This window comes from Streptococcus sanguinis (assembly GCF_900475275.1).
Classification (GTDB): domain Bacteria; phylum Bacillota; class Bacilli; order Lactobacillales; family Streptococcaceae; genus Streptococcus; species Streptococcus sanguinis_N.
This window is the reverse complement of record NZ_LS483364.1, coordinates 1,197,461-1,221,386: the sequence shown is the minus strand read 5'-3', so window position 1 is coordinate 1,221,386 and position 23,926 is coordinate 1,197,461. Positions and strand designations below refer to the sequence as shown.

The 23,926-nt window shown below is 41.9% G+C and carries 20 protein-coding genes and 1 pseudogene; 18 read left to right on the top strand and 3 right to left on the bottom strand.

Features of this window, described 5'->3' with window-relative positions:
• Positions 1–80 precede the first annotated feature (80 nt).
• The 15 genes and pseudogenes from DQM55_RS06300 (at position 81) to sdbB (ending at position 16,580) form a co-directional block, all read left to right on the top strand.
• On the top strand, positions 81–1,817 hold the full coding sequence (locus tag DQM55_RS06300; protein WP_101771322.1) for an ABC transporter ATP-binding protein: 1,737 nt from the start codon (positions 81–83) through the stop codon (positions 1,815–1,817).
• Positions 1,818–1,830: 13 nt separating this feature from the next.
• The gene (locus DQM55_RS06295) at positions 1,831–3,609 is read left to right on the top strand and encodes an ABC transporter ATP-binding protein (protein WP_111675854.1); all 1,779 of its coding nucleotides are present in this window, start codon (positions 1,831–1,833) and stop codon (positions 3,607–3,609) included.
• Positions 3,610–3,664: 55 nt separating this feature from the next.
• On the top strand, positions 3,665–4,219 hold the full coding sequence (locus tag DQM55_RS06290; RefSeq protein WP_111675853.1) for a GNAT family N-acetyltransferase: 555 nt from the start codon (positions 3,665–3,667) through the stop codon (positions 4,217–4,219).
• A gap of 400 nt (positions 4,220–4,619) precedes the next feature.
• Positions 4,620–5,948: a branched-chain amino acid transport system II carrier protein gene (gene brnQ, locus DQM55_RS06285; protein ID WP_111675852.1), complete on the top strand. Its 1,329-nt coding sequence runs from the start codon at positions 4,620–4,622 to the stop codon at positions 5,946–5,948.
• 216 nt (positions 5,949–6,164) lie between these two features.
• On the top strand, positions 6,165–7,793 hold the full coding sequence (locus DQM55_RS06280) for an SSURE domain-containing protein (RefSeq protein ID WP_111675851.1): 1,629 nt from the start codon (positions 6,165–6,167) through the stop codon (positions 7,791–7,793).
• Between the two features lie 83 nt (positions 7,794–7,876).
• A pseudogene (locus DQM55_RS06275) lies at positions 7,877–8,574 on the top strand (response regulator transcription factor).
• A complete protein-coding gene (locus tag DQM55_RS06270; protein WP_002933807.1) occupies positions 8,571–9,605 on the top strand; it encodes a HAMP domain-containing sensor histidine kinase in 1,035 nt (344 codons plus the stop codon). The pseudogene DQM55_RS06275 and the gene DQM55_RS06270 overlap by 4 nt, the downstream one beginning before the upstream one ends.
• 142 nt (positions 9,606–9,747) lie before the next feature.
• Complete coding sequence (ccdA2, locus tag DQM55_RS06265; RefSeq protein WP_111675850.1) at positions 9,748–10,458, top strand: thiol-disulfide oxidoreductase-associated membrane protein CcdA2; 711 nt, start codon at positions 9,748–9,750, stop codon at positions 10,456–10,458.
• 27 nt (positions 10,459–10,485) lie between these two features.
• Positions 10,486–10,806 (top strand): hypothetical protein, encoded by a 321-nt coding sequence (locus tag DQM55_RS06260; protein ID WP_111675849.1) that lies wholly within the window; start codon positions 10,486–10,488, stop codon positions 10,804–10,806.
• A 70-nt stretch (positions 10,807–10,876) separates the two neighbouring features.
• Positions 10,877–11,440 (top strand): redoxin family protein, encoded by a 564-nt coding sequence (locus DQM55_RS06255; RefSeq protein WP_111675848.1) that lies wholly within the window; start codon positions 10,877–10,879, stop codon positions 11,438–11,440.
• Positions 11,441–11,455: 15 nt separating this feature from the next.
• Positions 11,456–12,565 (top strand): peptide-methionine (R)-S-oxide reductase MsrB, encoded by a 1,110-nt coding sequence (msrB, locus tag DQM55_RS06250; protein WP_002921249.1) that lies wholly within the window; start codon positions 11,456–11,458, stop codon positions 12,563–12,565.
• Positions 12,566–12,624: 59 nt separating this feature from the next.
• Entirely contained in the window at positions 12,625–13,359 is a 735-nt protein-coding gene (locus DQM55_RS06245; RefSeq protein WP_111675847.1) for a response regulator transcription factor, read from the top strand.
• The gene (locus tag DQM55_RS06240; RefSeq protein WP_111675846.1) at positions 13,356–15,059 is read left to right on the top strand and encodes a cache domain-containing sensor histidine kinase; all 1,704 of its coding nucleotides are present in this window, start codon (positions 13,356–13,358) and stop codon (positions 15,057–15,059) included. The genes DQM55_RS06245 and DQM55_RS06240 overlap by 4 nt, the downstream gene beginning before the upstream one ends.
• A 223-nt stretch (positions 15,060–15,282) precedes the next feature.
• A complete protein-coding gene (gene ccdA2, locus DQM55_RS06235) occupies positions 15,283–15,990 on the top strand; it encodes a thiol-disulfide oxidoreductase-associated membrane protein CcdA2 (RefSeq protein WP_002913575.1) in 708 nt (235 codons plus the stop codon).
• A 14-nt stretch (positions 15,991–16,004) separates the two neighbouring features.
• Positions 16,005–16,580: a thiol-disulfide oxidoreductase-associated lipoprotein SdbB gene (gene sdbB, locus DQM55_RS06230; RefSeq protein ID WP_111675845.1), complete on the top strand. Its 576-nt coding sequence runs from the start codon at positions 16,005–16,007 to the stop codon at positions 16,578–16,580.
• Between the two features lie 49 nt (positions 16,581–16,629).
• Here the strand turns inward: sdbB and DQM55_RS06225 are convergent, their stop codons facing one another.
• The 3 genes from DQM55_RS06225 to DQM55_RS06215 all read right to left on the bottom strand — a co-directional run bounded on the left by DQM55_RS06225 (position 16,630) and on the right by DQM55_RS06215 (position 19,590).
• Positions 16,630–17,874, bottom strand: coding sequence for an NAD(P)H-dependent oxidoreductase (locus DQM55_RS06225; protein WP_111675844.1), 1,245 nt, complete (start codon positions 17,872–17,874; stop codon positions 16,630–16,632).
• Between the two features lie 17 nt (positions 17,875–17,891).
• Entirely contained in the window at positions 17,892–18,497 is a 606-nt protein-coding gene (locus tag DQM55_RS06220) for an NADPH-dependent FMN reductase (RefSeq protein ID WP_111675843.1), read from the bottom strand.
• A 157-nt stretch (positions 18,498–18,654) separates the two neighbouring features.
• Positions 18,655–19,590 carry an FAD:protein FMN transferase gene (locus DQM55_RS06215; RefSeq protein WP_111675842.1) on the bottom strand — a complete coding sequence of 312 codons (936 nt, stop codon included), beginning with the start codon at positions 19,588–19,590 and terminating at the stop codon, positions 18,655–18,657.
• 258 nt (positions 19,591–19,848) lie between these two features.
• Here DQM55_RS06215 and nox point away from each other — a divergent pair, with 258 nt between their 5' ends.
• The 3 genes from nox to efeO all read left to right on the top strand — a co-directional run bounded on the left by nox (position 19,849) and on the right by efeO (position 23,922).
• Complete coding sequence (gene nox, locus DQM55_RS06210; protein WP_111675841.1) at positions 19,849–21,225, top strand: H2O-forming NADH oxidase; 1,377 nt, start codon at positions 19,849–19,851, stop codon at positions 21,223–21,225.
• 149 nt (positions 21,226–21,374) lie between these two features.
• On the top strand, positions 21,375–22,931 hold the full coding sequence (locus DQM55_RS06205; protein WP_111675840.1) for a ClC family H(+)/Cl(-) exchange transporter: 1,557 nt from the start codon (positions 21,375–21,377) through the stop codon (positions 22,929–22,931).
• A gap of 118 nt (positions 22,932–23,049) precedes the next feature.
• Positions 23,050–23,922: an iron uptake system protein EfeO gene (gene efeO / locus DQM55_RS06200; protein WP_111675839.1), complete on the top strand. Its 873-nt coding sequence runs from the start codon at positions 23,050–23,052 to the stop codon at positions 23,920–23,922.
• Positions 23,923–23,926: the final 4 nt, after the last annotated feature.

Genomic DNA, 23,926 nt, shown 5'->3' with positions numbered 1-23,926 from the left:
TGCGCGCTCTTTTCTGTGTTTAGAAAGCACTAGGGTGCTTTAGAGTGAGTTATTTTTGAATAGATAGTGAAGGAGGACTTATGTTATACATTTGGTCTTATTTGAAGAGATATCCTAAGTGGCTGGTCTTGGACTTTGTTGCGGCAATCTTTTTTGTGATTGTCAATCTAGGGTTGCCAACGGTACTGGCTCGGATGATTGATGAGGGAATCAATCCTAAGCAGACAGATCGGCTCTTTTTCTGGGCTTGGGTGATGTTTGGCGTTATTATCTTAGGAGTGCTGGGGCGAATTGTTTTGGCTTATGCGGCTGGGAAGCTAACGACGACCATGGTGCAGGACATGCGCAATGATCTCTATGCTAAGCTGCAAGAGTATTCTCATCATGAGTATGAGCAAATCGGTGTATCCTCTTTAGTCACGCGCTTGACCTCGGATGCTTTTGTTCTTATGCAGTTTGCAGAGCAAACTCTGAAAATGGGTGTCATTACTCCCATGATGATGCTGTCCAGTATTCTCATGATTTTTCTGACCAGTCCGTCTCTGGCCTGGATTGTAGCTGTTTCAGTGCCTTTCTTGGCTGTCGTGGTCATTTATGTAGCGGTTAAAACCAAGCCCTTGTCTGAAAAGCAGCAGAAGACTCTTGATAAGATTAATCAGTATGTAAGGGAAAATCTGACTGGTCTACGCGTTATTCGAGCTTTTGCAAGAGAAGAATTTCAAGAGAAGCGTTTTTCTGATGAAAATGAGGTCTATGCGCAAAACTCCAATAAGCTCTTTAAGCTGACCGGTCTGACAGAGCCACTCTTTGTGCAGATTATTATTGCGATGATTGTGGCCATTGTCTGGTTTGCCCTAGATCCTTTGCGGGATGGAAGTCTTGAAATCGGAAATCTTGTTGCCTTTATCGAATACAGCTTTCACGCCCTGCTGTCCTTCCTCTTCTTGGCCAATCTCTTTACTATGTATCCTCGGACAGCGGTATCGAGCCAGCGGCTCAAGGAAGTCATGGACATGCCCATTTCCATCAATCCTAATGAAGATGGTGTAACCGAGACAGATACGCAGGGTTATCTGGAGTTTGACAATGTAACCTTCGCTTATCCAGGTGAGACGGAGAGTCCTGTACTGCATAATATTTCCTTCAAGGCTAAACCGGGTGAGACTATTGCCTTTATCGGTTCAACTGGTTCTGGTAAGTCTACACTGGTGCAGCTGATTCCGCGCTTTTACGATGTAACACTAGGTAAGATTTTAGTGGACGGTGTGGACGTCCGTGAGTACAATCTGAAAGCTTTGCGTCAGAAGATTGGCTTTATTCCGCAGAAGGCTCTGCTATTTACCGGAACTATCGCAGCAAACCTGCGCTATGGAAAGGAAGAAGCCAGCCAAGAAGAGCTGAGTCAGGCAGCTGAGGTGGCTCAAGCCAAGGACTTCATCGAGAGTCGGGAAGAGCGTTTTGAGACTCATCTGGCCGAGGGAGGCAGCAATCTATCCGGAGGGCAGAAGCAGCGGCTCTCTATCGCTCGCGCGGTGGTCAAAAAGCCGGATATTTATATCTTTGATGACTCTTTTTCTGCTCTGGATTATAAGACAGATGCGGTGCTTCGTCGTCGCCTCAAGGAAGTGACAGGTCAGGCAACGGTGCTGATTGTAGCCCAGCGGGTGGGAACCATCATGGATGCTGACCAAATTATTGTTCTGGATCAGGGTGAAATCGTTGGACGCGGGAAGCATGAAGAGCTGATGGAAACCAATGATATCTATCGTGAGATTGCGGATTCGCAGCTGAAAAATCAAGCTTGGACAGAGAAATAGAAAGGAGACTGATATGAAAAACACATCTACTTTTGCTCGTTTATGGAGCTACCTAAAAGTTTATAAATTTGCAGTCGCCTTTGCGATTTTCCTCAAAAACCTCAGCGTCGTTATGAGTGTCGTCGAGCCCTTTGTCTTAGGTCTAGCCATTACTGAACTGACAAATAATTTACTGGATATGGCTAAAGGTGTGGCTGGTGCCCAGATTAATGTGTCCTATGTTGGCTGGGTTATGGTCTTGTATTTTGTGCGGGCGATTTTTTATGAAATCGGTTCTTACTATTCTAATTACTTTATGACCAATGCAGTGCAGGCTACCATTCGTGACTTGCGAGATGAACTTAGTCATAAGATTAATCGTATTCCCGTTTCTTACTTTGATAAGCACCAGTTTGGTGACTTGCTGGGGCGTTTTACCAGCGATGTCGAAGCTGTTTCCAATGCCTTGCAGCAGTCCTTTCTGCAGGTTATCAACGCAGTCTTTACTCTAATCTTGGTCATCTTCATGGTATTGGTGCTTAATCTGCAGTTAGGTATCATTGTGGTAGTTTCGATTCCAATTACCTACCTTAGTGCTCGCTTTATCGTGAAGAAATCCCAGCCGTACTTTAAACAGCAGGCAGATGCACTGGGAGCTATGAATGGCTTTGTTCAGGAGAATTTGACTGGTTTTAATATCTTGAAGCTCTATGTCAGAGAAGAAAGTTCGCAGGAGGATTTTCGACAAATTACGCAAAAACTGCAGAAAGTAGGTTTTAAAGCCAGCTTTATCTCTGGTTTGATGATGCCTGTTTTGAATGTTATTTCAGATCTGACCTATCTCTTGCTGGCTCTGCTGGGCGGTCTTCAGGTTATTGCTGGGCGCTTGACAGTCGGGAATATGCAGGCATTTGTTCAGTATGTCTGGCAGATTAACCAGCCCATTCAAAACCTGACTCAGCTGGCTGGTCAGCTGCAGAGTGCCAAGTCTTCTTTGGACCGAATTTTCCAAGTGCTGGATGAAGCAGACGAAGTCAATGATGAGACAGAAAAGCTGGATCAAGATCTGACAGGTCAGGTTAGCTTCAAGGATGTGAACTTCCAGTATGTAGCAGACAAGCCGCTCATTCGGAATTTCAATCTGGAAGTCAAACCTGGAGAAATGGTGGCTATTGTAGGTCCGACTGGTGCTGGTAAAACCACGCTGATTAACTTGCTCATGCGTTTCTACGATGTAACTAGAGGTGCGATTACAGTTGATGGGCATGACATACGACATCTGTCCCGTCAGGATTACCGTAAACAGTTCGGTATGGTGCTACAGGATGTCTGGCTTTATGAAGGCACCATCAAGGAAAATCTTCGCTTTGGCAATCTGCAAGCCACTGATGAAGAAATTGTAGAAGCGGCCAAGGCAGCTAATGTGGACCGCTTTATCCGAACCCTACCAGGCGGCTACAATATGGAAATGAATCAAGAATCCAGCAATATCTCGCTGGGGCAGAAGCAGTTACTTACGATTGCGAGGGCTCTTTTGGCCAATCCTAAGATTCTGATTTTGGATGAAGCGACCTCATCTGTCGATACACGGCTGGAGCTCTTGATTCAGAAGGCTATGAAAACACTCATGCAGGGCAGGACTAGTTTTGTCATTGCTCACCGACTATCGACCATTCAGGAAGCGGATAAGATTTTGGTGCTCAAGGATGGTCAGATTATCGAACAAGGCAATCATGAGAGCCTATTGGCTGATAAAGGATTTTATTATGACCTTTATCAGAGCCAATTTTCTAAAAAAGCAGAAGAAGCCTGATAATGCTTGCTATATTTTTTGACAACTGCTAGAATATAAGCAAAGTGAGGTAGCAATGTCTTTAACTAGTCAAATTATTACAGCAGAATTTCCCGATTTGGATAAGGTTGAGGCTTTAAACCGCGAGGCTTTTCCTATAGAGGAAAGGGTACCTATCAGCGAATTTCTCCGCTATACCAATGATGAACGGTCTCATTTCTTTGCCTTCTACAATGAGGACGAATTTGTTGGTTTTGCTTTTGCAGTTTATAACGAAAAAATGTTCTATGTCAGCTTCTTTGCGATTATGCCGCACCTTCGCAGCCATGGCTATGGGGGAGAGATTATTCATAAGCTGACAGAGTTTTATCAAAAAACCATGGTTCTAGAGGTGGAACGTGTCGATGAAGAATGTGACAATCTAGAGCAACGTCAAGCGCGTATGGACTTCTATAAGCGTAATGGCTTCCAAACGACTAATGCCTTTCTGGAATATGAAGGATTAAGCTTTGAAATCCTGTATTTAGGACATCATTTTGATGAGGAGGCTTATCGAGATATTTTCCATATGCTACAAGAGAAGAACTTCTTTGAATTCGAAATTAAGTACCGAAGATTTAGCGATGTGTAAAGAATGCTAAATGATTTATAGCCATTTTTAAAAGGTTGAGACTTCCTATCTCAACCTTTTTACTATGAAAAATCTCTTTTATTTTGTTTTGGATCAGGAAGGACAATATTGTATTTTTCTCGCATTCAGCAATAGTTGAGTATATCTGTTTAAAGAAAGTGAACCATCAAAAAAAATAAAGAGAGGTTGGTAAATTATGCGATTTAAAACAAATTTATTTATCTTACTTTAAAATAAGCCTTAAATCTGTGGATAAGTCAGGAATTTGCTAAAAATCTTCAAAAATATTTCGATTTATTTCGTTTTTTAAACCAACTTACCGTGAAAAGTTAAAAGCCTTGCGGAGCGGGCTATTTCCGTATATAATGATAAAGCATGAAAAAATTTAAAGGAGATTCCCGTGATTAAAAAAGGTGCTTTGACAGGCTTGCTCTTATTTGGAATATTTTTCGGTGCCGGAAACTTGATTTTCCCGCCTTCACTTGGAACATTATCTGGCCAGCATTTTTGGTCAGCTATTGCAGGATTTGTCCTGTCTGGGGTTGGGCTTGCTGTGCTGACTTTGATTATCGGAACTCTCAATCCTAAGGGCTATATCCACGAGATTTCTCAGAAGATTGCGCCTTGGTTCGCTATTGTCTATCTTGTAGCCTTGTATCTGTCAATCGGACCCTTTTTTGCTATCCCACGGACTGCGACGGTGGCCTATGAAGTTGGTATCTCTCCTATGCTGTCTAAAAATATGACAGGTATCGGATTGATTGTTTTCACGACACTTTACTTTGCGGCGGCTTATCTGATTTCTTTGAATCCATCTAAGATTTTGGATCGGATTGGACGTATTCTGACGCCTGTCTTTGCAGTTTTGATTATTATCTTAGTCATTCTAGGAGCTTTGAAATACGGAACAACGACACATCAGCAGGCTTCGCAAGCTTATTCTGCGTCAGCTTTTGGGCAAGGGTTCTTGGAAGGTTATAATACTTTGGATGCCTTGGCTTCCGTGGCTTTCAGCGTAATTGCTGTAACAACTCTTAACCAGCTTGGTTTCAAGAATAAAAAGGAATATATTTCAACCATCTGGGTTGTTGGTTTGATGGTAGCGCTGGGCTTTAGCGCCATGTATATCGGTTTGGCTTTTCTAGGCAATCATTTCCCAGTTCCAGCTGAGATTATTGCCAAAGGCAATCCAGGTGTTTATGTCCTATCGCAGGCGACACAGGCTATCTTTGGACCTACAGCACAGATTTTCCTTGCAGCTATGGTTACTGTGACTTGCTTCACAACAACAGCAGGACTTATTGTATCGACTGGGGAATTCTTTCATAAAACTTTCCCTAAGCTATCTTATAAAGTGTACGCAACAGTCTTTACTTTGATTGGGTTTGTGATTGCCAATCTTGGGCTCAATGCTATTATTCAATATTCTGTTCCAGTCTTGCAAATTCTCTATCCAATTACCATTGTTATCGTTCTGATTGTCATTGTCAATAAATTCTTGCCACTGTCCAAAATCGGTATGCAATTGACGGTGGCAGCAGTGACTTTGATTTCCTTTGCGAGCATTCTTGGGCAGCAGTTCCATATCGCTTGGGTAAGTGATAAGGTAAATGCCCTTCCATTTGCTCAGGCTTCCCTGCCTTGGTTGGTGCCAGCTCTAGTTGGAATCCTGCTTTCTCTCTTTTTGCCAAACAAGCAGAAGAGTGAGCGTTTCGAGATTGAAAGCTAATAGATGACATCCGCCACAATGTGGTGGATTTTTTTGACTCATTGTCAATTATAGTAGGGAATTTATGGCGAAGGAATTCAAGCTGTTTTTTTGTGATCAATATGACAATATAATCATTTTATAAGATAGATTTAAGAAAAATTTTAACTTTTTCTTAACCATTTTTAATCTTAGGAGATTATACTAAAGTCATAAAAAAACCTAAAGGAGAATCTTATGAAATTCAATTCAAATCAAAAATATACCCGCTGGTCAATTCGTCGTTTAAGCGTGGGTGTGGCTTCCGTTGTTGTTGCCAGTGGTTTCTTTTTGCTAGTTGGTCAACCAAATACCGTACATGCGGATGATCTCACCTCAACTCCTACTAAAGTTCTTCAAGAAGATTCGTCATTATTAGAAAAGAATAAGTTGCCAGAGACAGCTTTAAAAGAAGAAATGGATTCTGCTCTATCTGCAAATCAGTCAGCTCCTAAGGAAGAGGTTGATGAAACTATTTCTCTAGATAAGTCTAGCCTAGCTCCTAAGGAAGAAGTGGTAAAACCAAAAGAAGAACAGACTATGGCAGAAGTTAGCAATCAAAAAGAAGAAGCTAAACCGGAGGCAACTCTTGTTGAAGTTTCAAACCAAGATCGTGAAGCGGCTACTTCTCAATCGGTAACGACTCCAGATGAAGTTAGAAAAGGAGTTGAAGAAAATACTAAGGACTCAGTAGACGTTCCTGCCAGCTACTTAGAAAAAGCAAACGTTCCTGGTCCATTCTTAGCAGGTGTTAATCAAGTTATTCCGTATGAAGCTTTCGGTGGAGACGGCATGTTGACTCGCCTCTTGTTAAAAGCCTCAGACAAAGCCCTATGGTCAGATAATGGTTCGGCTAAAAATCCTGCTCTATTGCCGCTTGAAGGCTTGGCAAAAGGTCAATACTTCTACGAAGTGGATTTGAACGGCAATACTACAGGTAAAGACGGGCAAGCCCTTCTTGACCAACTTCGTATTAATGGCACTCATGATTACCAAGCGACTGTCAAAGTCTATGGTGCTAAAGATGGTAAACCAGATTCGACCAATCTTGTAGCAACAAAAAATGTAACTGTTAGTTTAAATGGCCTTGTTTCAAAAGAATCAGTCAAAGACTCAGTCACCAAAAATATTAAAGACCATATTGATGTTCCAGCTAGCTATTTAGAAAAGGCAAACGTTCCTGGTCCATTCTTGGCAGGTGTTAATCAAGTTATTCCGTATGAAGCTTTCGGTGGAGATGGTATGTTGACTCGCCTCTTACTCAAATCTTCTGACAAGGCTCCTTGGTCAGATAATGGTTCGGCTAAAAATCCTACTCTATTGCCGCTTGAAGGCTTGGCAAAAGGTCAATACTTCTACGAAGTGGATTTGAACGGCAATACTACAGGTAAAGACGGACAAGCCCTTCTTGACCAACTTCGCATCAATGGCACTCATGCTTACCAAGCGACTGTCAAAGTCTATGGTGCTAAAGATGGTAAACCAGATTTGACTAATCTTATCGCAACTCGTCAAGTAACGATTCAGCTTCGTGGAAAAGAAATGGCTGCACAACCATATCAACAAGAACAAATGAATGTGAAACCTTCTACAACAGATTCTATGAGTACAGCTATGGGTTTGAAGGAAATGGATCACCGTATAGCTGATCTGAAGGAGAAACATCCCACTTCTAATCCGATGGCAGATATGGTGAAAAAAAATGATAAGCCTTCGTTACCAAAAACTGGTGAAGCCCAGACTTCTACAGCAACAATTGGTTTCTTCGGGCTAGCCTTGGCAGGAATTCTTGGCTTTCTAGGTTTGAAAGAAAAACAAAAAGATTAAGTAAGGTTCAAATTATTTAAAAATTACTAAAAATAGTGTTATACTAAAGCCAGTATAACACTGTTTTTATGAGGAGATTGGCAATGGGAAAGACAATTTTACTTGTTGATGATGAGATTGATATTCTGGATATCAAAAAGCGCTATCTTGTGCAGGCTGGCTACCAAGTTTTAGTGGCTCGAGATGGCGTGGAGGGATTAGAGCTTTTCAGAAAGAAATCTGTTGACCTGATCATCACGGATATTATGATGCCAAATATGGACGGCTATGACTTTATCAGTGAGGTTCAGTATATAGTACCTGATCAACCTTTTCTTTTTACAACGGCTAAGACCAGCGAGCAAGACAAAATTTACGGGTTGAGCTTAGGAGCAGATGATTTTATAGCCAAACCTTTTAGTCCACGCGAGCTAGTTCTAAGAGTCAATAATATTTTGCGCCGACTTCATCGTGGAGGTGAGATCGAACAAATTGAGCTCGGTGACTTGATGATGAATCATGTGGTTCATGAGGCTCGTATCGGGGAGTGTTTGTTGGAATTAACAGTGAAGTCCTTTGAACTGCTTTGGATTTTAGCTAGTAATCCTGAGAGAGTTTTTCAAAGACGGAGCTTTACGAGAAGGTGTGGCAGGAAGACTTCGTAGATGATACCAATACACTTAATGTTCATATCCATGCTCTGAGACAGGAATTGACCAAGTATGCCAGTTCAAACACTCCTGCCATCAAAACTGTCTGGGGTCTTGGGTATAAAATGGAAAGATCACGAGGTGGAAAATGAAATTAAAAAGTTACATTCTAGTAGGGTACCTAATTTCTAGCCTACTAACGATTTTACTCGTTTTCTGGGCAGTCCAGCGAATGTTGATTGTAAAAAGTGAGATTTATTTCCTAGTTGGAATGACATTGATTGCTAGTTTTATAGGAGCGGCAGTCAGTCTCTTTCTTTTATCGCCAGTATTTTCTTCCCTTCGGCATTTGAAAAAACAGGCTCAGAATATTGCTGACAAGGATTTTAGTACAGAGATTGACTCCAAGGGCCCTATCGAATTTCAAGAGTTGGGTCAGGCTTTTAACGATATGTCGCATAATTTGCAAGAAACGTTTGAGTCGCTTGATGAAAGTGAACGAGAAAAAGGAATGATGATTGCCCAGCTTTCTCACGATATTAAAACTCCCATTACCTCTATTCAGGCGACTGTGGAGGGGATTTTAGATGGAGTGATTGAAGAAGAGGAGCAGATTCATTACTTGACCACGATTAGCCGTCAGACAGAGCGTTTGAATAAATTGGTGGAAGAATTGGATATTTTGACTCTTAATGCCCAGCCTCAAATAGAATCAGATGGAGAAGCTGAAATAGTCTTTCTAGACCAGCTATTGATTGAGGTCATGAGTGAATTTCAACTATTGATTGAGCGGGAGGAGCGGGATATCTACATTCAAGTGTCTCCCGAGTCAGCGAAAATTAAGAGCCATTACGATAAACTTTCCCGTATTTTGCTCAACTTGCTAAATAATGCCTTTAAATACTCCGACCCTGGGACTAAAATTGAGATCGTGGCTCAGTTAACTGAGCAAATCTTGACAATCAGTGTGAAGGATGAGGGACGGGGTATTTCTCCTGAGAATTTGGATAAGATTTTTAAACGCCTTTACCGTGTGGAAACTTCTCGAAATATGAAGACAGGTGGGCATGGTCTGGGCCTTGCTATTGCACGTGAGTTGGCTCATCAGCTGGGTGGGGAAATAACGGTCGAAAGCCAGTATGGCCTAGGAAGCACTTTTACATTTACTCTCAACTTAACATAAATCCACAATAAGTGATAAACATTTTTAACTCTTGATTTAGCAAAGATAACATCAAATTCAAGTTTTTTCAAATCTATCTCCCTATTTTTAGGGGGATTTTTATTTTATACTAGAGTCAGAAATTGATAGAGAGGTTTTTGAAATGGCAACAAGTTTTTTGTTCTTTATTTCTGTTTTTCTGGCGGGGATTCTATCTTTTTTCTCGCCCTGTATTTTACCACTTATGCCAGTCTATGTGGGGATTTTGCTGGATTCGGATCAGCCGAAAACGGTTCGGTTTATGGGAAGAGACGTTTCCTGGTATGGTCTAGCTAAGACTCTCTGCTTTATAGCTGGCTTATCAACTGTATTCTTAGTTTTGGGCTATGGAGCTGGTGCTTTGGGGCAAGTCCTCTATGCCCCTTGGTTTCGCTACGTTCTTGGTGGGATTGTCATTCTACTGGGAATCCATCAGATGGGAATCATTAATATCCAGCAACTGCAAAAGCAAAAGAGCATCCAACTTAAAAAGAATAGTAAAAGAAGTGATTTCCTTAACGCCTTTCTCTTAGGTATCACCTTTAGCTTTGGTTGGACGCCCTGTGTAGGACCTGTTCTGAGTTCTGTTTTAGCAATTGCAGCTTCTGGCGGTAACGGCGCTCTTCAGGGAGGCTTGCTTATGTTGGTTTATACATTGGGATTAGCCCTTCCTTTTCTAGCTATGGCTATGGCTTCTGGCTGGGTAGTAAAGCGCTTTGCAAAACTCAAACCTTATATGGGAACGCTTAAGAAAATCGGCGGAGCACTCATCATTCTCATGGGAATTTTGCTAATGCTTGGAAATCTAAACGTTTTAGCATCATTATTTGGATAAAAATTATATAATTAAAGGAGACACATCATGAAAAAAATCACTACACTTACAATCGCTGCACTTAGTATCTTTGTCCTAGCTGCCTGCTCTAATCAAAAATCAGATTCTGATATGAAGAAGACGGATGACAGCAGTATGATGAAGAAAGACGATATGAAAAAAGACGACATGAAGAAGGAGGATATGAAAGACTCCAGCATGTCTGATGATAAAATGAAAAAGGATGATATGAAGGATTCTTCTATGATGTCTGACAATAAGTCTGATATGAAAGATGATATGAAATCAAGCGATTCAAGCATGAAGGATGACATGAAAGATTCATCCGAAATGTCATCTGACAAATAAGAATTCCACCATAGGAAAGAAAGTCGTCAGTTTTGTCGGCTTTCTCCTTATTTTGAAAGGAAAGAAAACGATGAAGAAGTTATCAATATTGACTATCAGTCTGCTTTGTGTCGGCTTTTTGGGAGCCTGTTCAAATCAGAAGATGAACTCGGAACTTTCTAAAAGTGATAAAAGCAATATGCAAACAAAAGCTGATTCTGGGAAATCTACCAAGATGGCTAAGGACTTTAGTCTGCAAGGAGTGGACGGCAAGACCTACAAGCTGTCTGATTTCAAAGGCAAGAAAGTATACCTAAAGTTTTGGGCTTCTTGGTGCTCTATATGTCTATCCACTCTTGGTGATACTAATGATTTGGCTAAGGAGCAGTCAGGAAAAGATTATGTTGTCCTGTCGGTGGTGTCTCCGACTTTTAATGGAGAAAAGTCTGCTGATGATTTCAAGGAATGGTACAAGTCTTTGGATTACAAAGACTTCCCAGTTCTCATGGACACCAAGGGAGAATTGCTGAAAGAATATGGTATTCGATCCTATCCATCTGCTCTTTTCGTAGGCAGTGATGGTTCTCTTGCCAAGACGCATATTGGCTACATGAGCAAGGAAGATATTGAGAAAACATTGAAAGAAATCAAGTAAAAAGGAGCAATAAACATGGAAGGAAAATGGAAGATTCTTCTGGTTCTGCTTGGCTTGCTTGTCTGCTTTGGACTGGTCTATGTGATTGTGGGTAATGGTAAGCAATCTTCTCCTGAGCAGATCAAGAAAGCCTCTATGAGCAAGACAGAAGCTGTATCCCAACAAAAGCAAGAAGATGTCAAGGAAGAAGATAAGCGGGAGATTTATCTGGCAGGCGGCTGTTTCTGGGGAGTAGAAGAGTACTTTTCTCGCGTGCCGGGTGTCATTGATGCTGAGTCCGGCTATGCAAATGGTAAGGGCGACACGACCAAGTATGAATTGGTCTCTCAAACTGGTCACGCTGAGACTGTTCACATTACTTACAATGCCAAAAAAATCTCTCTCAAAGAAATTCTGCTGCATTATTTCCGCATCATTGATCCAACTTCTAAAAACAAGCAGGGAAATGATCAGGGTACTCAGTACCGGACAGGTGTTTATTATAAGGATGAAGCTGATCTTGAGACTATTAACCAGGTCTTTGATGAGGTTGCTAAGAAATATGATAAGCCTTTGGCCGTCGAAAAAGAAGCTCTAAAAAACTTTATCAAGGCAGAAGATTATCATCAGGATTACCTAAAAAAGAATCCTAATGGATATTGCCATATCGATGTCAATCAAGCTGCCTACCCTGTTATTGAAGCTAGTCGCTATCCTAAGCCTAGCGATGAAGAGATTAAGGCTAAGCTCTCTCCTGAAGAATACGCAGTCACACAAAAGAATGACACAGAGCGGGCCTTTTCTAACCGCTACTGGGATAAGTTCGATGCTGGTATCTATGTGGATGTGGTGACAGGAGAGCCACTCTTTTCATCAAAGGATAAGTTTGACTCAGGCTGCGGTTGGCCGAGTTTCACACGTCCTATCAGTCCAGATGTTGCGACTTACAAAGAAGATAAGAGCTTCAATATGACTCGAACAGAAGTTCGCAGTCGGGTTGGAAATTCACATCTGGGCCATGTTTTCACAGACGGTCCTAAGGACAAGGGCGGCTTACGCTATTGTATTAATAGTTTGTCAATCAAGTTCATTCCCAAAGCTGAAATGGAGGAGAAGGGCTACGGTTATCTTTTGGATTATGTTTAAGAGCATTTTGATTGAAAATTTGCTATAATAAATCCAGTAAAAATAAGGAGTTGAATCTGGTGTATTCAATTATGATTGTAGAGGATGAGTATCTGGTAAGACAGGGGATTGCGTCCTTGGTAGACTATGAACAGTTTGGCATGCAAGTCATTGCCCAGGCTGAAAATGGAAGAGAAGCTTGGCAGAAATTTCAGGAAAATCCTGCTGATATCCTGCTGACCGACATCAACATGCCACAGATGAACGGCCTCGAACTGGCCAAGCTAGTCAGGGACCAGGCTCCTAAGTGCCATATCGTTTTTCTGACGGGCTATGATGATTTTGACTATGCTCGGACCGCCATTAAACTAGGCGCAGATGACTATCTTCTCAAGCCATTTTCCAAAGATAATGTTGAGGAAATGTTGGCCAAGGTGCAGACCAAGCTTGATAAAGAACGCAAAAAAGCCCAGATTCAAAACTTGGTCGATCAGGGGCAGCGCTCTGAGTTGGAAGAGGCGATTCATGCGCGTCTAGCTGATTCAGAATTAAGCCTGAAAAGTTTGGCTTTCCAATTAGGGTTTAGTCCGTCCTACCTAAGTGTTCTTATCAAAAAAGAACTAGGCTTGCCCTTTCAAGATTATCTGATCCAAGAGCGGATGAAAAAAGCAAAACTCTTACTCCTGACTACAGATTTGAAGATTTATGAAATAGCAGAGCAGGTAGGTTTTGAAGATATGAACTATTTTTCTCAGCGCTTCAAGCAGGTGGTTGGGCTGACACCTCGGCAGTTTAAAAAAGGAGAGGGGAAATGAAACGATATCCGCTTCTTATCCAGTTGATTGTCTATATTTTTCTGCTGGTTCTTTTACTCTTGGGATTTGTTGGGAGTCTTTACTATCAGACTAGCTCGGGGACTATTCGGCAGCTGACAGAGCGGACGACGCGCAATAGTATGGAGCAAAGCGGGCAGTTCATTGCTTCTTATTTGCAAAAATTAAAACAAACCACCTCCACACTGAGCAAGGAAGAAACGATTCGGAAGTTTGCTCAGAATCAAGAAAGCAGCGAAACGTCAGTACAGGCTTTGATGAAAACCATTATTGAGACAGATCCGGATTTGGTGTCGGCAGTATTGGTTACCAAGGACGGGCGCGTGGTCTCGACAGATTCTCAAATCAGTATGCAGACTTCCTCTGATATGATGAATGAAAAATGGTATCAGGAAGCTGTTCATACCAAAGCCATGCCTGTCTTGACCCCTGCTCGCAAGGAATCTCTATCATCAGAGAAGGAGAAGTGGGTTATTTCAGTCACTCAGGAAGTAGTGGATGAAGCAGGGCAGAATCTCGGTGTTTTACGTTTGGATATTGGCTACAATAGTCTCAAAGCCTATTTGGATCGGCTTCAGCTAGGAAAGAAGGGCTTTAGTTTTATTGTCAATAGCCAGCATGAATTTGTCTATCATCCTAAGAAAAGTGTTTACTCCTCCAGTCAGGAAATGAAAGCTATGCAGTCCTATATCTCGGTCAAGGATGGTTACGCAGACCAGAAGCAGGCATTTGTCTATCAGATTGACATTCCAGATAGTGATTGGACTTTAATTGGCGTCGCCTCATTAGAGCAATTACAGATGCTTCAGTCACAGATGCTTTATTCTTTTGTGGGAATGGGTGTTTTAGCACTTCTGCTGTGCTTGACTGGTATTTGGTTTGTTCTGCGTTTGTGGATTAAGCCTCTTCAGAATCTGCAGGCTGTCATTCTGAAGATTGGGGCAGGTGACTCAAATCTGCGAGCAGAAGCTAAAGGTTCTCCAGAGTTGGTTGACTTGGCTCAGCAGTTCAATAAAATGCTGGATCAAATCGAACAGCTAATGGAAGCTGTTAAGACTGAAGAACAAAATGTCCGCCGCTATGAGCTCCGAGCTCTCTCAGCTCAAATCAACCCCCATTTCCTTTATAATACCTTGGATACGATTGTCTGGATGGCTGAGTTTAATGACAGCAAACGTGTTGTTGAGGTAACAAAATCACTCGCTCAATATTTCCGCTTGGCACTCAATCAAGGGCATGAACAGATTTCTCTCAAAGATGAGATTGACCACGTTCGTCAGTATCTTTTTATCCAGAAGCAGCGCTATGGTGACAAGCTCCAATATGAGATTGAAGAGGATGAATCTCTAGCTGATTATAAACTACCCAAGCTGGTACTTCAGCCTTTGGTTGAAAATGCCATCTACCATGGAATCAAGGAAATTAACAGACAGGGCATGATTCGTGTTACTGCGGCAGCAAAAGAGGAGCAGCTGATATTGTCTATCCATGATAACGGCCGTGGTTTTGAACTCCGCGACTCTACGGATATGACTCTCCCTCGCTTAGGTGGTGTCGGTCTGAAAAATGTTGATCAACGCTTAAGATTGCAGTTCGGAGACGACTACCATATGGAAATCGATTCTGAACCAGATAAATTCACTCGGATTAGTCTTTATTTACCGCTAGTTACAGATGATTAGGTCTATTAAGTTTTAAAATATTCAAGCCGGTAGAATTTTCTCCAGCTTTTTACTGTTTGAAAAAAATGCACTAGTTTTGCTGTTCATCAAGCGAATTTTTCTATTTTCCTAGTCACATTATGTTTACCAGAAAATTACCGTAGCGGATTTGTGAAAAATCCATAAGATTCATTTATAATGATAAATGAATGAATATCCTAGGTAAGGAGTTAGAGGAGAGTAAATGGAGTCACCTTTATTTTTTGTTTCAGTTTTTTTAGCGGGTATTTTGTCCTTCTTTTCCCCTTGTATTTTTCCCTTATTGCCGGTTTATATTGGCATTTTATTGGATGACAAGGAGGTCAAGACCCTGAAAGTATTCGGCCGAGAGCTTGCTTGGCAGGGAATGGTTAGAACACTCTTTTTCATTGCGGGTATCTCAACAGTCTTTTTTTTGCTAGGTTTTGGGGCTGGATTTTTAGGAACTATTATTTACAGTTCGACCTTTCGTTATGTGATGGGCGGCCTCATCATTTTGCTGGGTCTGCATCAAATGGAGCTTATTAACATTCGCCAATTACAGATTCAAAAGAGTTTGACTTTCAAAAAGAACGGTCAGAAGCATCATTTTTGGTCTGCTTTCTTACTAGGGATTACCTTTAGTTTTGGTTGGACTCCTTGCATCGGTCCGATTCTCAGCTCAGTTTTAGCCTTAGCAGCTTCGGGTGGGAATGGTGCATTTCAGGGAGCAATTTTGACCTTGATTTACACCTTAGGAATGGCCCTACCTTTCCTAATCTTAGCTTTGGCGTCTAGCTTTGTTATGCAGTATTTTAATAAAATCAAGCCTTATATGGGCCTGATGAAGAAAATCGGTGGAGCCCTGATTATTCTGATGGGAATTCTGCTGATGCTAGGACAGCTCAACGCCCTGTCTGGACTTTTTGGATAAAAGGAGAAAGAAATATGAAAAAATTCGTTACGTTATTAGCAACTGTGTCAGCTGTAGCCTTTTTGGCGGCCTGCTCGGAGCAGGAGGATAAGCCTATGACTATGCCCACAACCAGCAGCTCGTCTAGTGAGGCTGTTCAGACAAGTACAGTCACCCAAGCAGCTGTCGGTCAAAAGGCTCCCGACTTTACTTTGCAGTCTATGGATGGAAAAACTGTCAAACTTTCTGACTATAAAGGCAAGAAGGTTTATCTAAAATTCTGGGCTTCTTGGTGCGGACCTTGTAAGAAGAGTATGCCAGAATTGGTCGAGTTAGCTGGTAAAACGGACCGTGATTTCGAAATCTTGACAGTTGTAGCACCAGGTCTCCAAGGAGAGAAATCTGCCGAGGAATTCCCAAAATGGTTTCAAGAACAAGGTTATAAAGATGTACCAGTTCTATTTGACACTTCGGGAGAAATTTTCCAAGCCTATCAGATTCGTAGCATCCCAACTGAAATCCTCATTGACAGTCAAGGGAAAATCGGTAAAATCCAGTTTGGCGCTATCAGTAATGCTGATGCAGAAGCAGCTTTCAAAGAAATGAAATAAAGCAAAAAAGAATGGACTTATCATCCATTCTTTTTAGTTTGAAAGGTAATTAAGCGCTAGCACCTGATGTCGCATCGGCTCCTCCGTCTCCATGACCTCCATCGCCTCCAGCATCAGAAGCACCAGAAGTAGCGTCTGCGTCTCCATGACCTCCGGCAGGAGCAAATTGTCCGCTGCCTCCAACCAAACGTTGACCAGTTTCTTTTAAGTACCAGTCAAGCCATGGTTGGAAATTAAAGACGATTTCATTGATTCCTGCGTATGATCCGTCAGGATAGTACATAGCTTGGTAGTTGTGGGTATTGATAACGCCTGCAGGTGAACCTGGGACGATTGTACGTACGTATTCTTGGTTTCCGTTGCGAAGTGTTCCGATAACCCACTCTACATTCTTCATCCGAGCTGGTGGAAGAGAGCCGTGAACAGTTGACATGCGGCTACCTGATTGAGGTGGCACACGTTTGGCAAACATGGTGTCTGGGTCTTGGTGGGCGTTGTTGTAGTAAAGGAATTGGTTGTTATCGTCAGCGTATGTCAATTCAAACGGCATAGCCTTCAAGAACATGTCAATCTGGTTAACTGTCAAGATACCATGGTCAAGTTTGACATAAGTATCGCCTGAAACAGCGCCAGTGATTTCAGCGACCTTTTCTACCCATTCTGGATCATCTGGATCAACTTCTGTAATTGTCGTAGCGATTGGTTTTCCGCAGTCTAAATCTTCAGGTTCAATTGGTTTTGGTTTTTTCAATTTTGAAACGACCTCTACATATTTGATAAAGTTATCTAAGCATGTTTCAAGGAAATTCACAGTTCCTTCGTTGGTGATATTGCCATCATTGTCAAAAGCTTCCTTGGCTTTGCCCAGCAAGAACTCGTTGCCTGGAAGGGTGTAAGCATTGACACCAGGAGCGTCTAGGATTTTACGCAGGTGAACTTGAGCACGAGAAGTTCCTTGATCGTAGTATGATGCACCGACAATCATGACAGGCTTGTTTTCGAAAGGATGAACCTCATAAGAGAGCCATTCTAAGACACTCTTCAAAGGAGCACTGATAGTATGATTGTGCTCAGGGGTTGCGATAATGACACCGTCTGCACGTGTGATTTTGTTATACAAATAACGCAATTGGAAGCTTTCATCCCATTTTTCATCTTGGTTAAACATTGGGACTTCATCGATTTCTAAGACTTCCAATTCAAATTTAATTTTGAATTGACGGCGGATGAATTCCAATAATTTTCGGTTGTATGACTGTTCGTAGTTTGATCCTACAATTCCAACAAATTTCATTCTTTCGGTCTCCTATCTTACAATTTTTCCCAGTTAAATTCTTCAGCATCTTTGCGAAGCAATTCTTGTGCGTTGCGCAATTTTTCAGTGATTTTGACAAAGATACGGAAGTCATCAAAGATAGCATCTAACTTTTTGACAACGTCAAGATCTACCAAGTCTCCGCTTTGGTCAAAAGCTTGAAGAGAATGCGAAAGCAAGAACTCATCTGGAAGAACAGTTGCCTTGATTTCTGGAGCGTTCAAAATTTGACGGAGCTGCAACTGGGCACGAGAGGAGCCAAGTGTACCATAAGAAGCACCAGTGATCATGACTGGCTTGTTCAGCAGTGGATAAATACCATAAGAAAGCCAAGCTAGGGCGTTCATGAGCACAGCCGGGATTGAGTGGTCGTACTCAGGTGTTCCAATGAGTACTCCGTCTGCTGCATCGATTTTTTGGGCAATTTCTGATACCAACTCAGGCACGTTTCTGTCAGCAGGTTTATTAAACATTGGGATATCTTTAATCTCTACCAGCTCGATTTCAGCCTTATCAGCAAAGTGCTTAGACATATATTGAAGAAGTTGCCGGTTTGTAGAACGTTTAGAATTTGTTCCAACAATTGCAATAAGTTTTAACATAAAATTTCCTTTCTGAAATTAAGATACAGAGCCCTCATGTGTACATTTATTTTTCTTGAGGCAGGTAAAAACCAGAAGAAAGAGAGGGCGTTTTTAAATGGGCATTAGTTATAAAAGCTAGAGCGACAGAGTTACCGCATAGTGAGGTAGCAAATAATTAAGAAGCAGGAATTATCTGCTCTAAAAGTCCTGAGCTACAGAAGATCTGATCGTCTTGGGTGATAATCAATGCTTCGATCCCTGTCTGCTGTTCAATCTGGGACAGAATTGATGTCGGACTTTCACCAAATAGGCGAGTTGTCCAAATTTCGCCATCTACCGACTTGTCTGAAACAATGGTCAGACTAGCCAATTGATTTTCGATAGGATAACCTGTTTTGCGATCCAGAATGTGATGGTAGTTCTGCCCTTCAACTGTAAGGGTTCGCTCGTAGATTCCTGATGTGACCACTGACTGATTGGTGACCGCTAGTATAGCTGAGTGATTGCCGCGAGGCTGCTTGGGATTTTGGATACCAATTCGCCAGGCACGCTGGCTGACTGCATTATGCCCAATTGTCAGGACATTGCCACCAAGATTGATAAGAGCAGAGGTCACTCCCTGACTCAGCAAATAGTCTTTAATCTTATCAGCGATATAGCCTTTAGCCAAGGCACCTAAATCCAGCTTCATGCCTTTCTTAGTCAAAAAGACACTACAATCTTCTGGATTCAACTCAAGCAAGTTTGGGTCGGTCAGACTTAGAGCTTGCTGAATCTCCTCCCTACTTGGGAGACGGGCGTCTGAAAATCCTATCCGCCAGGTCTGGACGAGAGGGCCAATCGTGATATTTAAGTGGCTGCCTTCTGCTTGGCTGTGATATTTCCCCAGCTCAATCAGCTCAAAAAGCTCTGGATGAACTGAGATGCTTTCAATTCCTGCCAGATGATTGATACTCATAAGTTCAGAGTCTTCATCATTGGCACTGAAGCGATTTTTATAGACATGAAGCAGTTGGACAGCCTCATCTAAGAGTATTTCCGCTCGCTCATGATAGAGAGAGAGACAAATTGTACTTCCCATCAAATGAAGCGAGCGAGAAGCAAAGTCCACATTATCACAACCTTTCTAAAATTAACCTCTCTGACCTTATTATATCAAAAAGATACCGGTTTCACAATCTTAAAATTGTTATATTTTCAGAAAATTAACTTTCACACAAAGCTGTATTTTCGAAGCGATGAGACAGCGGTAGTATAGCTTTTTAGGCAGGATAAGAATTTTTGAAAATATCGAGCAAATTTCTTGTAAACGCTCACAGGAGATGATATACTGGTCTAGTAAATTATAAATTAAGGTAGGACTATTCTTATGAGTAAAATCGTTGTAGTTGGTGCAAACCACGCAGGTACAGCGTGTATTAATACAATGTTGGACAATTATGGTGCAGAAAACGAAGTAGTTATTTTTGACCAAAACTCAAACATTTCATTCTTGGCATGCGGAATGGCCCTTTGGATTGGACAGCAAATCAGCAAGCCAGATGGACTTTTTTATGCAGATAAAGAAACTTTTGAAGCAAAAGGCGCAAAAGTTTATATGAATTCACCAGTTGAGTCAATTGATTATGATGCGAAAAAAGTTACAGCTATTGTTGATGGCAAAGAGCATGTAGAGTCTTATGACAAATTAATTTTAGCAACAGGTTCTCAGCCAATTCTGCCTCCGATTAAAGGTGCTGAGCTGGATCCTAACAGCCGCGAATTTAAGTCAACCTTGGAAAATCTGCAGTTCGTAAAATTGTATCAAAATGCTGCAGATGTTATCGAGAAATTGCAAGACAAGAGCAAACATATCGAACGTGTGGCAGTAGTAGGTGCTGGTTACATTGGGGTTGAGTTGGCAGAAGCCTTCAAACGCCTTGGTAAAGAAGTGATTCTGATTGACGTTGTGGATACTTGCTTGGCTGGTTATTATGACCACGACTTGTCTGATATGATGCGTCAAAACCTTGAAGATAATGGTGTTCAATTAGCCTTCGGTCAAACTGTTCAGGCTATTGAGGGTGAAAGCAAGGTAGAACGCATTGTAACAGATAAGGCTAGCTATGATGTAGATATGGTTGTCTTAGCAGTTGGCTTCCGTCCAAACACTGGTCTTGGTGCCGGCAAGCTGGAAACATTCCGCAATGGTGCTTTCTTGGTAGATAAGAAGCAAGAAACTAGCATCAAAGATGTTTATGCAATTGGTGATTGTGCGACTGTTTACGATAACTCTATCAATGATATAAATTACATTGCTTTGGCTTCTAACGCCCTGCGCTCTGGTATCGTAGCAGCTCATAATGCTTGCGGTCATGAATTGGAGTCTAACGGTGTTCAAGGTTCTAACGGTATCGAAATCTTTGGTCTGAAGATGGTTTCAACTGGTCTGACAGAAGAAAAAGCTAAACGCTTTGGTTACAGCCCAGCTGTAGTTGAGTTTAAAGATACTCAAAAACCAACCTTCCTTGAAAAGGTTGAGCATCATGATGTAACAATTAAGATTGTCTATGATAAGGATACACGTGTAGTTCTTGGAGCTCAGATGGTTTCTAGAGAAGATATGTCTATGGGTATTCACATGTTCTCATTGGCCATTCAGGAAAAGGTTACAATTGATAAATTAGCCTTGCTGGATCTCTTCTTCCTGCCACACTTCAACAAACCGTACAACTACATCACTCAAGCAGCTTTGCGCGCTAAATAAGAAAATAAGTAAGTCTGGGACAATTCCTAGACTTTTTTGTATAGAGCCTTAAAAAAGAAAACTGAAAGAAGAAATTTATTTTTCGTCTGTTTATCAGGTCTGCTTTGTGCTAGAATAGTGGTAAAGTAAATATTTAGAGGAGATTGGGAATGGCAAAAGAAGCTAGCTCACATGAGGACGACATCAAGAGAGAATTTAATTTCGCAACTCATTCGATTATTTCCCAGGTTTTACGAGGTGTTTTAGTTGGGATTTTTGCTGGACTGGTAGTGGGCGTTTTTCGCTTTCTGATTGAAAAAATCTTTCACTTAGTGCAGGATGTCTACCATAGGAGTCAGCAGTCTATGCTTTGGTTACTGGCCGTGGTGTTAATTTATGCTTTCATCGTCTTGCTCAATGACCGCTTGGTAAAGTTGGAGAAGAATATCAAGGGGTCAGGTATTCCGCAGGTTGAAGCAGAACTGAAAGGCCTGATGTCGCTTTCTTGGTGGAGTGTTCTCTGGAAGAAGTTTGTTTTAGGGATTTTAGCCATTGCCAGCGGTCTGATGTTGGGGCGAGAAGGGCCAAGTATTCAGCTAGGCGCCATGAGTGGCAAAGGCGTCTCTAAATTTCTGAATTTGAGTTCTGCTGAGGAGAGAGCGCTCATTGCTAGTGGTGCGGCGGCAGGCTTAGCAGCAGCTTTTAATGCACCAATCGCAGGTTTGCTATTCGTAGTAGAAGAAGTTTACCGTCATTTTTCACGCTTTTTCTGGGTCTCTACGCTGGCGGCCAGTCTAGTTGCTAACTTTGTCTCACTCTCCATGTTTGGACTGACACCAGTGCTGGACATGCCGGATAATATCCAGGTCATGAGGCTGGAGCAGTATTGGATCTACCTAGTCATGGGCTTGCTGCTGGGCTTGTCAGGCTTTATTTATGAGAAAGTTATTTTGAATATTCAGCTAGTCTATCAGTTTTTGGGTCGGTTGTTTAGGATTTCAGAAGCTTACTATCCTATTCTGGCCTTTGTCTTGATTCTTCCAATTGGTTATTTCTTGCCTCACTTGCTGGGCGGGGGCAATCAGTTGATTTTATCTTTGACCGCTAGTCATTATACTGTGGGAACCTTGCTCTTGTTTTTTGCTCTGCGTTTTGTCTGGAGTATGATGAGTTATGGCAGTGGCTTACCAGGTGGTATTTTCCTGCCTATCCTAGCTCTGGGTTCACTCCTTGGTGGAGCAATGGGGGCGGTCTGTCTGCAGCTTGGTTTGATTTCTCAGGAACAATTTCCGATTTTCATTATTCTGGGCATGAGTGGTTATTTTGGCGCCATTTCCAAGGCACCACTGACAGCCATGATTCTGGTCACAGAGATGGTCGGGGATATTAGCAATCTCATGCCACTGGGACTGGTCACTCTGACAGCTTACATCATCATGGATCTGCTAAAAGGAGCGCCGGTCTATGAAGCCATGCTGGAAAAAATGTTGCCAGACAGTATCGAGGACAAAGGAGATACGACTTTAATTGAAATCCCTGTTTCTGAAAAGATTGCTGGTCGGCAGGTACATGAGCTAAACTTGCCTGATGGGGTCCTGATTACCATGAATGTCCACAAGGGGAAGACTCAAACGGTCAATGGCAGCACGTGCCTCTATCTGGGGGATACGATTTACTTGGTGCTGAAAAAGACGGAGATTGGGAAAGTCAAAGAAGAGCTGCTTTAATAGTTAAAATATATAGTTTTTGATTAAATTGTCAGACAATTTCTTGAAATATGAGAAAAAAACTGGTATAATTTACAGGAAATAATCTCTATCTAGGAGAGAAAACAAAGGAGTCACCATGAAAAAACTTGGCATCGTCCTATTTTCAACGGCAATTTTACTGACTGGCTGTGCAGCCAACAACTCTTCAAACAAGACTGGCTCAAGCAGTCAAGCATCCAGCAGCCAAACAGCTGTCAATCAGAAAGAATTGGACAAGGCGACAGCGGATTATAAAAAGTTTGTCCAAGGACAAATCGATCAGCTCCTGACAGATACGGAGAAGTTTCGTGATACCCTTAAAGAAGGCAAGCTTGATGAGGCTAAAAAGCAATATCCGCTTATCCGTATGGCCTACGAGCGCTCGGAGCCGATTGCTGAGAGCTTTGGTGAATCAGATGTTAAAATTGACTTCCGCTTGGTCGACTATGTGGACGAAAACAAGACCGAAGAAGGTTGGTCTGGTTTCCACCGTATTGAAAAAATCATATGGGAGCAAAACACAACCAAGGGAACTGAAAGCTATGCTGATCAGCTGGTCAATGATATAAAGGAGCTAAAAGCTAAAATCGCAACGGTTGAAGTGACACCGGATATGATGCTGACAGGTGCTGTTGACTTGCTCAATGAAGTAGCGACCAGCAAGATTACAGGTGAAGAAGAAGTATTCTCCCATACAGATCTCTATGATTTCCGTGCGAATATTGAAGGAGCAGAAAAGATTTTTGAGCTCTTTAAGCCATTGATTAAGGATAAGGACGAGAAACTTGTCAAGACCCTGGAACTTGAGTTTAAAAACGTCAATGGTCTTTTAGACAAGCACATGACTGACTCGGAAAACTACAAGCTCTATACAGAATTGACAAAGGAAGACACCAAAGAGTTGGCAGAAGCAGTGACCAAACTGGGTGAGCCTCTTTCACAAATGGGAGTCATTCTAAACGGGGAGTAATCAT

Bases quoted from the DNA above. Each gene is read 5' to 3' on its own strand.
- DQM55_RS06300 (WP_101771322.1), top strand. From the start codon at position 81: ATGTTATACATTTGGTCTTATTTGAAGAGATATCCTAAGTGGCTGGTC.
- DQM55_RS06295 (WP_111675854.1), top strand. From the start codon at position 1,831: ATGAAAAACACATCTACTTTTGCTCGTTTATGGAGCTACCTAAAAGTT.
- DQM55_RS06290 (WP_111675853.1), top strand. From the start codon at position 3,665: ATGTCTTTAACTAGTCAAATTATTACAGCAGAATTTCCCGATTTGGAT.
- DQM55_RS06280 (WP_111675851.1), top strand. From the start codon at position 6,165: ATGAAATTCAATTCAAATCAAAAATATACCCGCTGGTCAATTCGTCGT.
- DQM55_RS06270 (WP_002933807.1), top strand. From the start codon at position 8,571: ATGAAATTAAAAAGTTACATTCTAGTAGGGTACCTAATTTCTAGCCTA.
- ccdA2 (WP_111675850.1), top strand. From the start codon at position 9,748: ATGGCAACAAGTTTTTTGTTCTTTATTTCTGTTTTTCTGGCGGGGATT.
- DQM55_RS06260 (WP_111675849.1), top strand. From the start codon at position 10,486: ATGAAAAAAATCACTACACTTACAATCGCTGCACTTAGTATCTTTGTC.
- DQM55_RS06255 (WP_111675848.1), top strand. From the start codon at position 10,877: ATGAAGAAGTTATCAATATTGACTATCAGTCTGCTTTGTGTCGGCTTT.
- msrB (WP_002921249.1), top strand. From the start codon at position 11,456: ATGGAAGGAAAATGGAAGATTCTTCTGGTTCTGCTTGGCTTGCTTGTC.
- DQM55_RS06240 (WP_111675846.1), top strand. From the start codon at position 13,356: ATGAAACGATATCCGCTTCTTATCCAGTTGATTGTCTATATTTTTCTG.
- ccdA2 (WP_002913575.1), top strand. From the start codon at position 15,283: ATGGAGTCACCTTTATTTTTTGTTTCAGTTTTTTTAGCGGGTATTTTG.
- sdbB (WP_111675845.1), top strand. From the start codon at position 16,005: ATGAAAAAATTCGTTACGTTATTAGCAACTGTGTCAGCTGTAGCCTTT.
- DQM55_RS06225 (WP_111675844.1), bottom strand. From the start codon at position 17,874: ATGAAATTTGTTGGAATTGTAGGATCAAACTACGAACAGTCATACAAC.
- DQM55_RS06220 (WP_111675843.1), bottom strand. From the start codon at position 18,497: ATGTTAAAACTTATTGCAATTGTTGGAACAAATTCTAAACGTTCTACA.
- nox (WP_111675841.1), top strand. From the start codon at position 19,849: ATGAGTAAAATCGTTGTAGTTGGTGCAAACCACGCAGGTACAGCGTGT.
- DQM55_RS06205 (WP_111675840.1), top strand. From the start codon at position 21,375: ATGGCAAAAGAAGCTAGCTCACATGAGGACGACATCAAGAGAGAATTT.
- efeO (WP_111675839.1), top strand. From the start codon at position 23,050: ATGAAAAAACTTGGCATCGTCCTATTTTCAACGGCAATTTTACTGACT.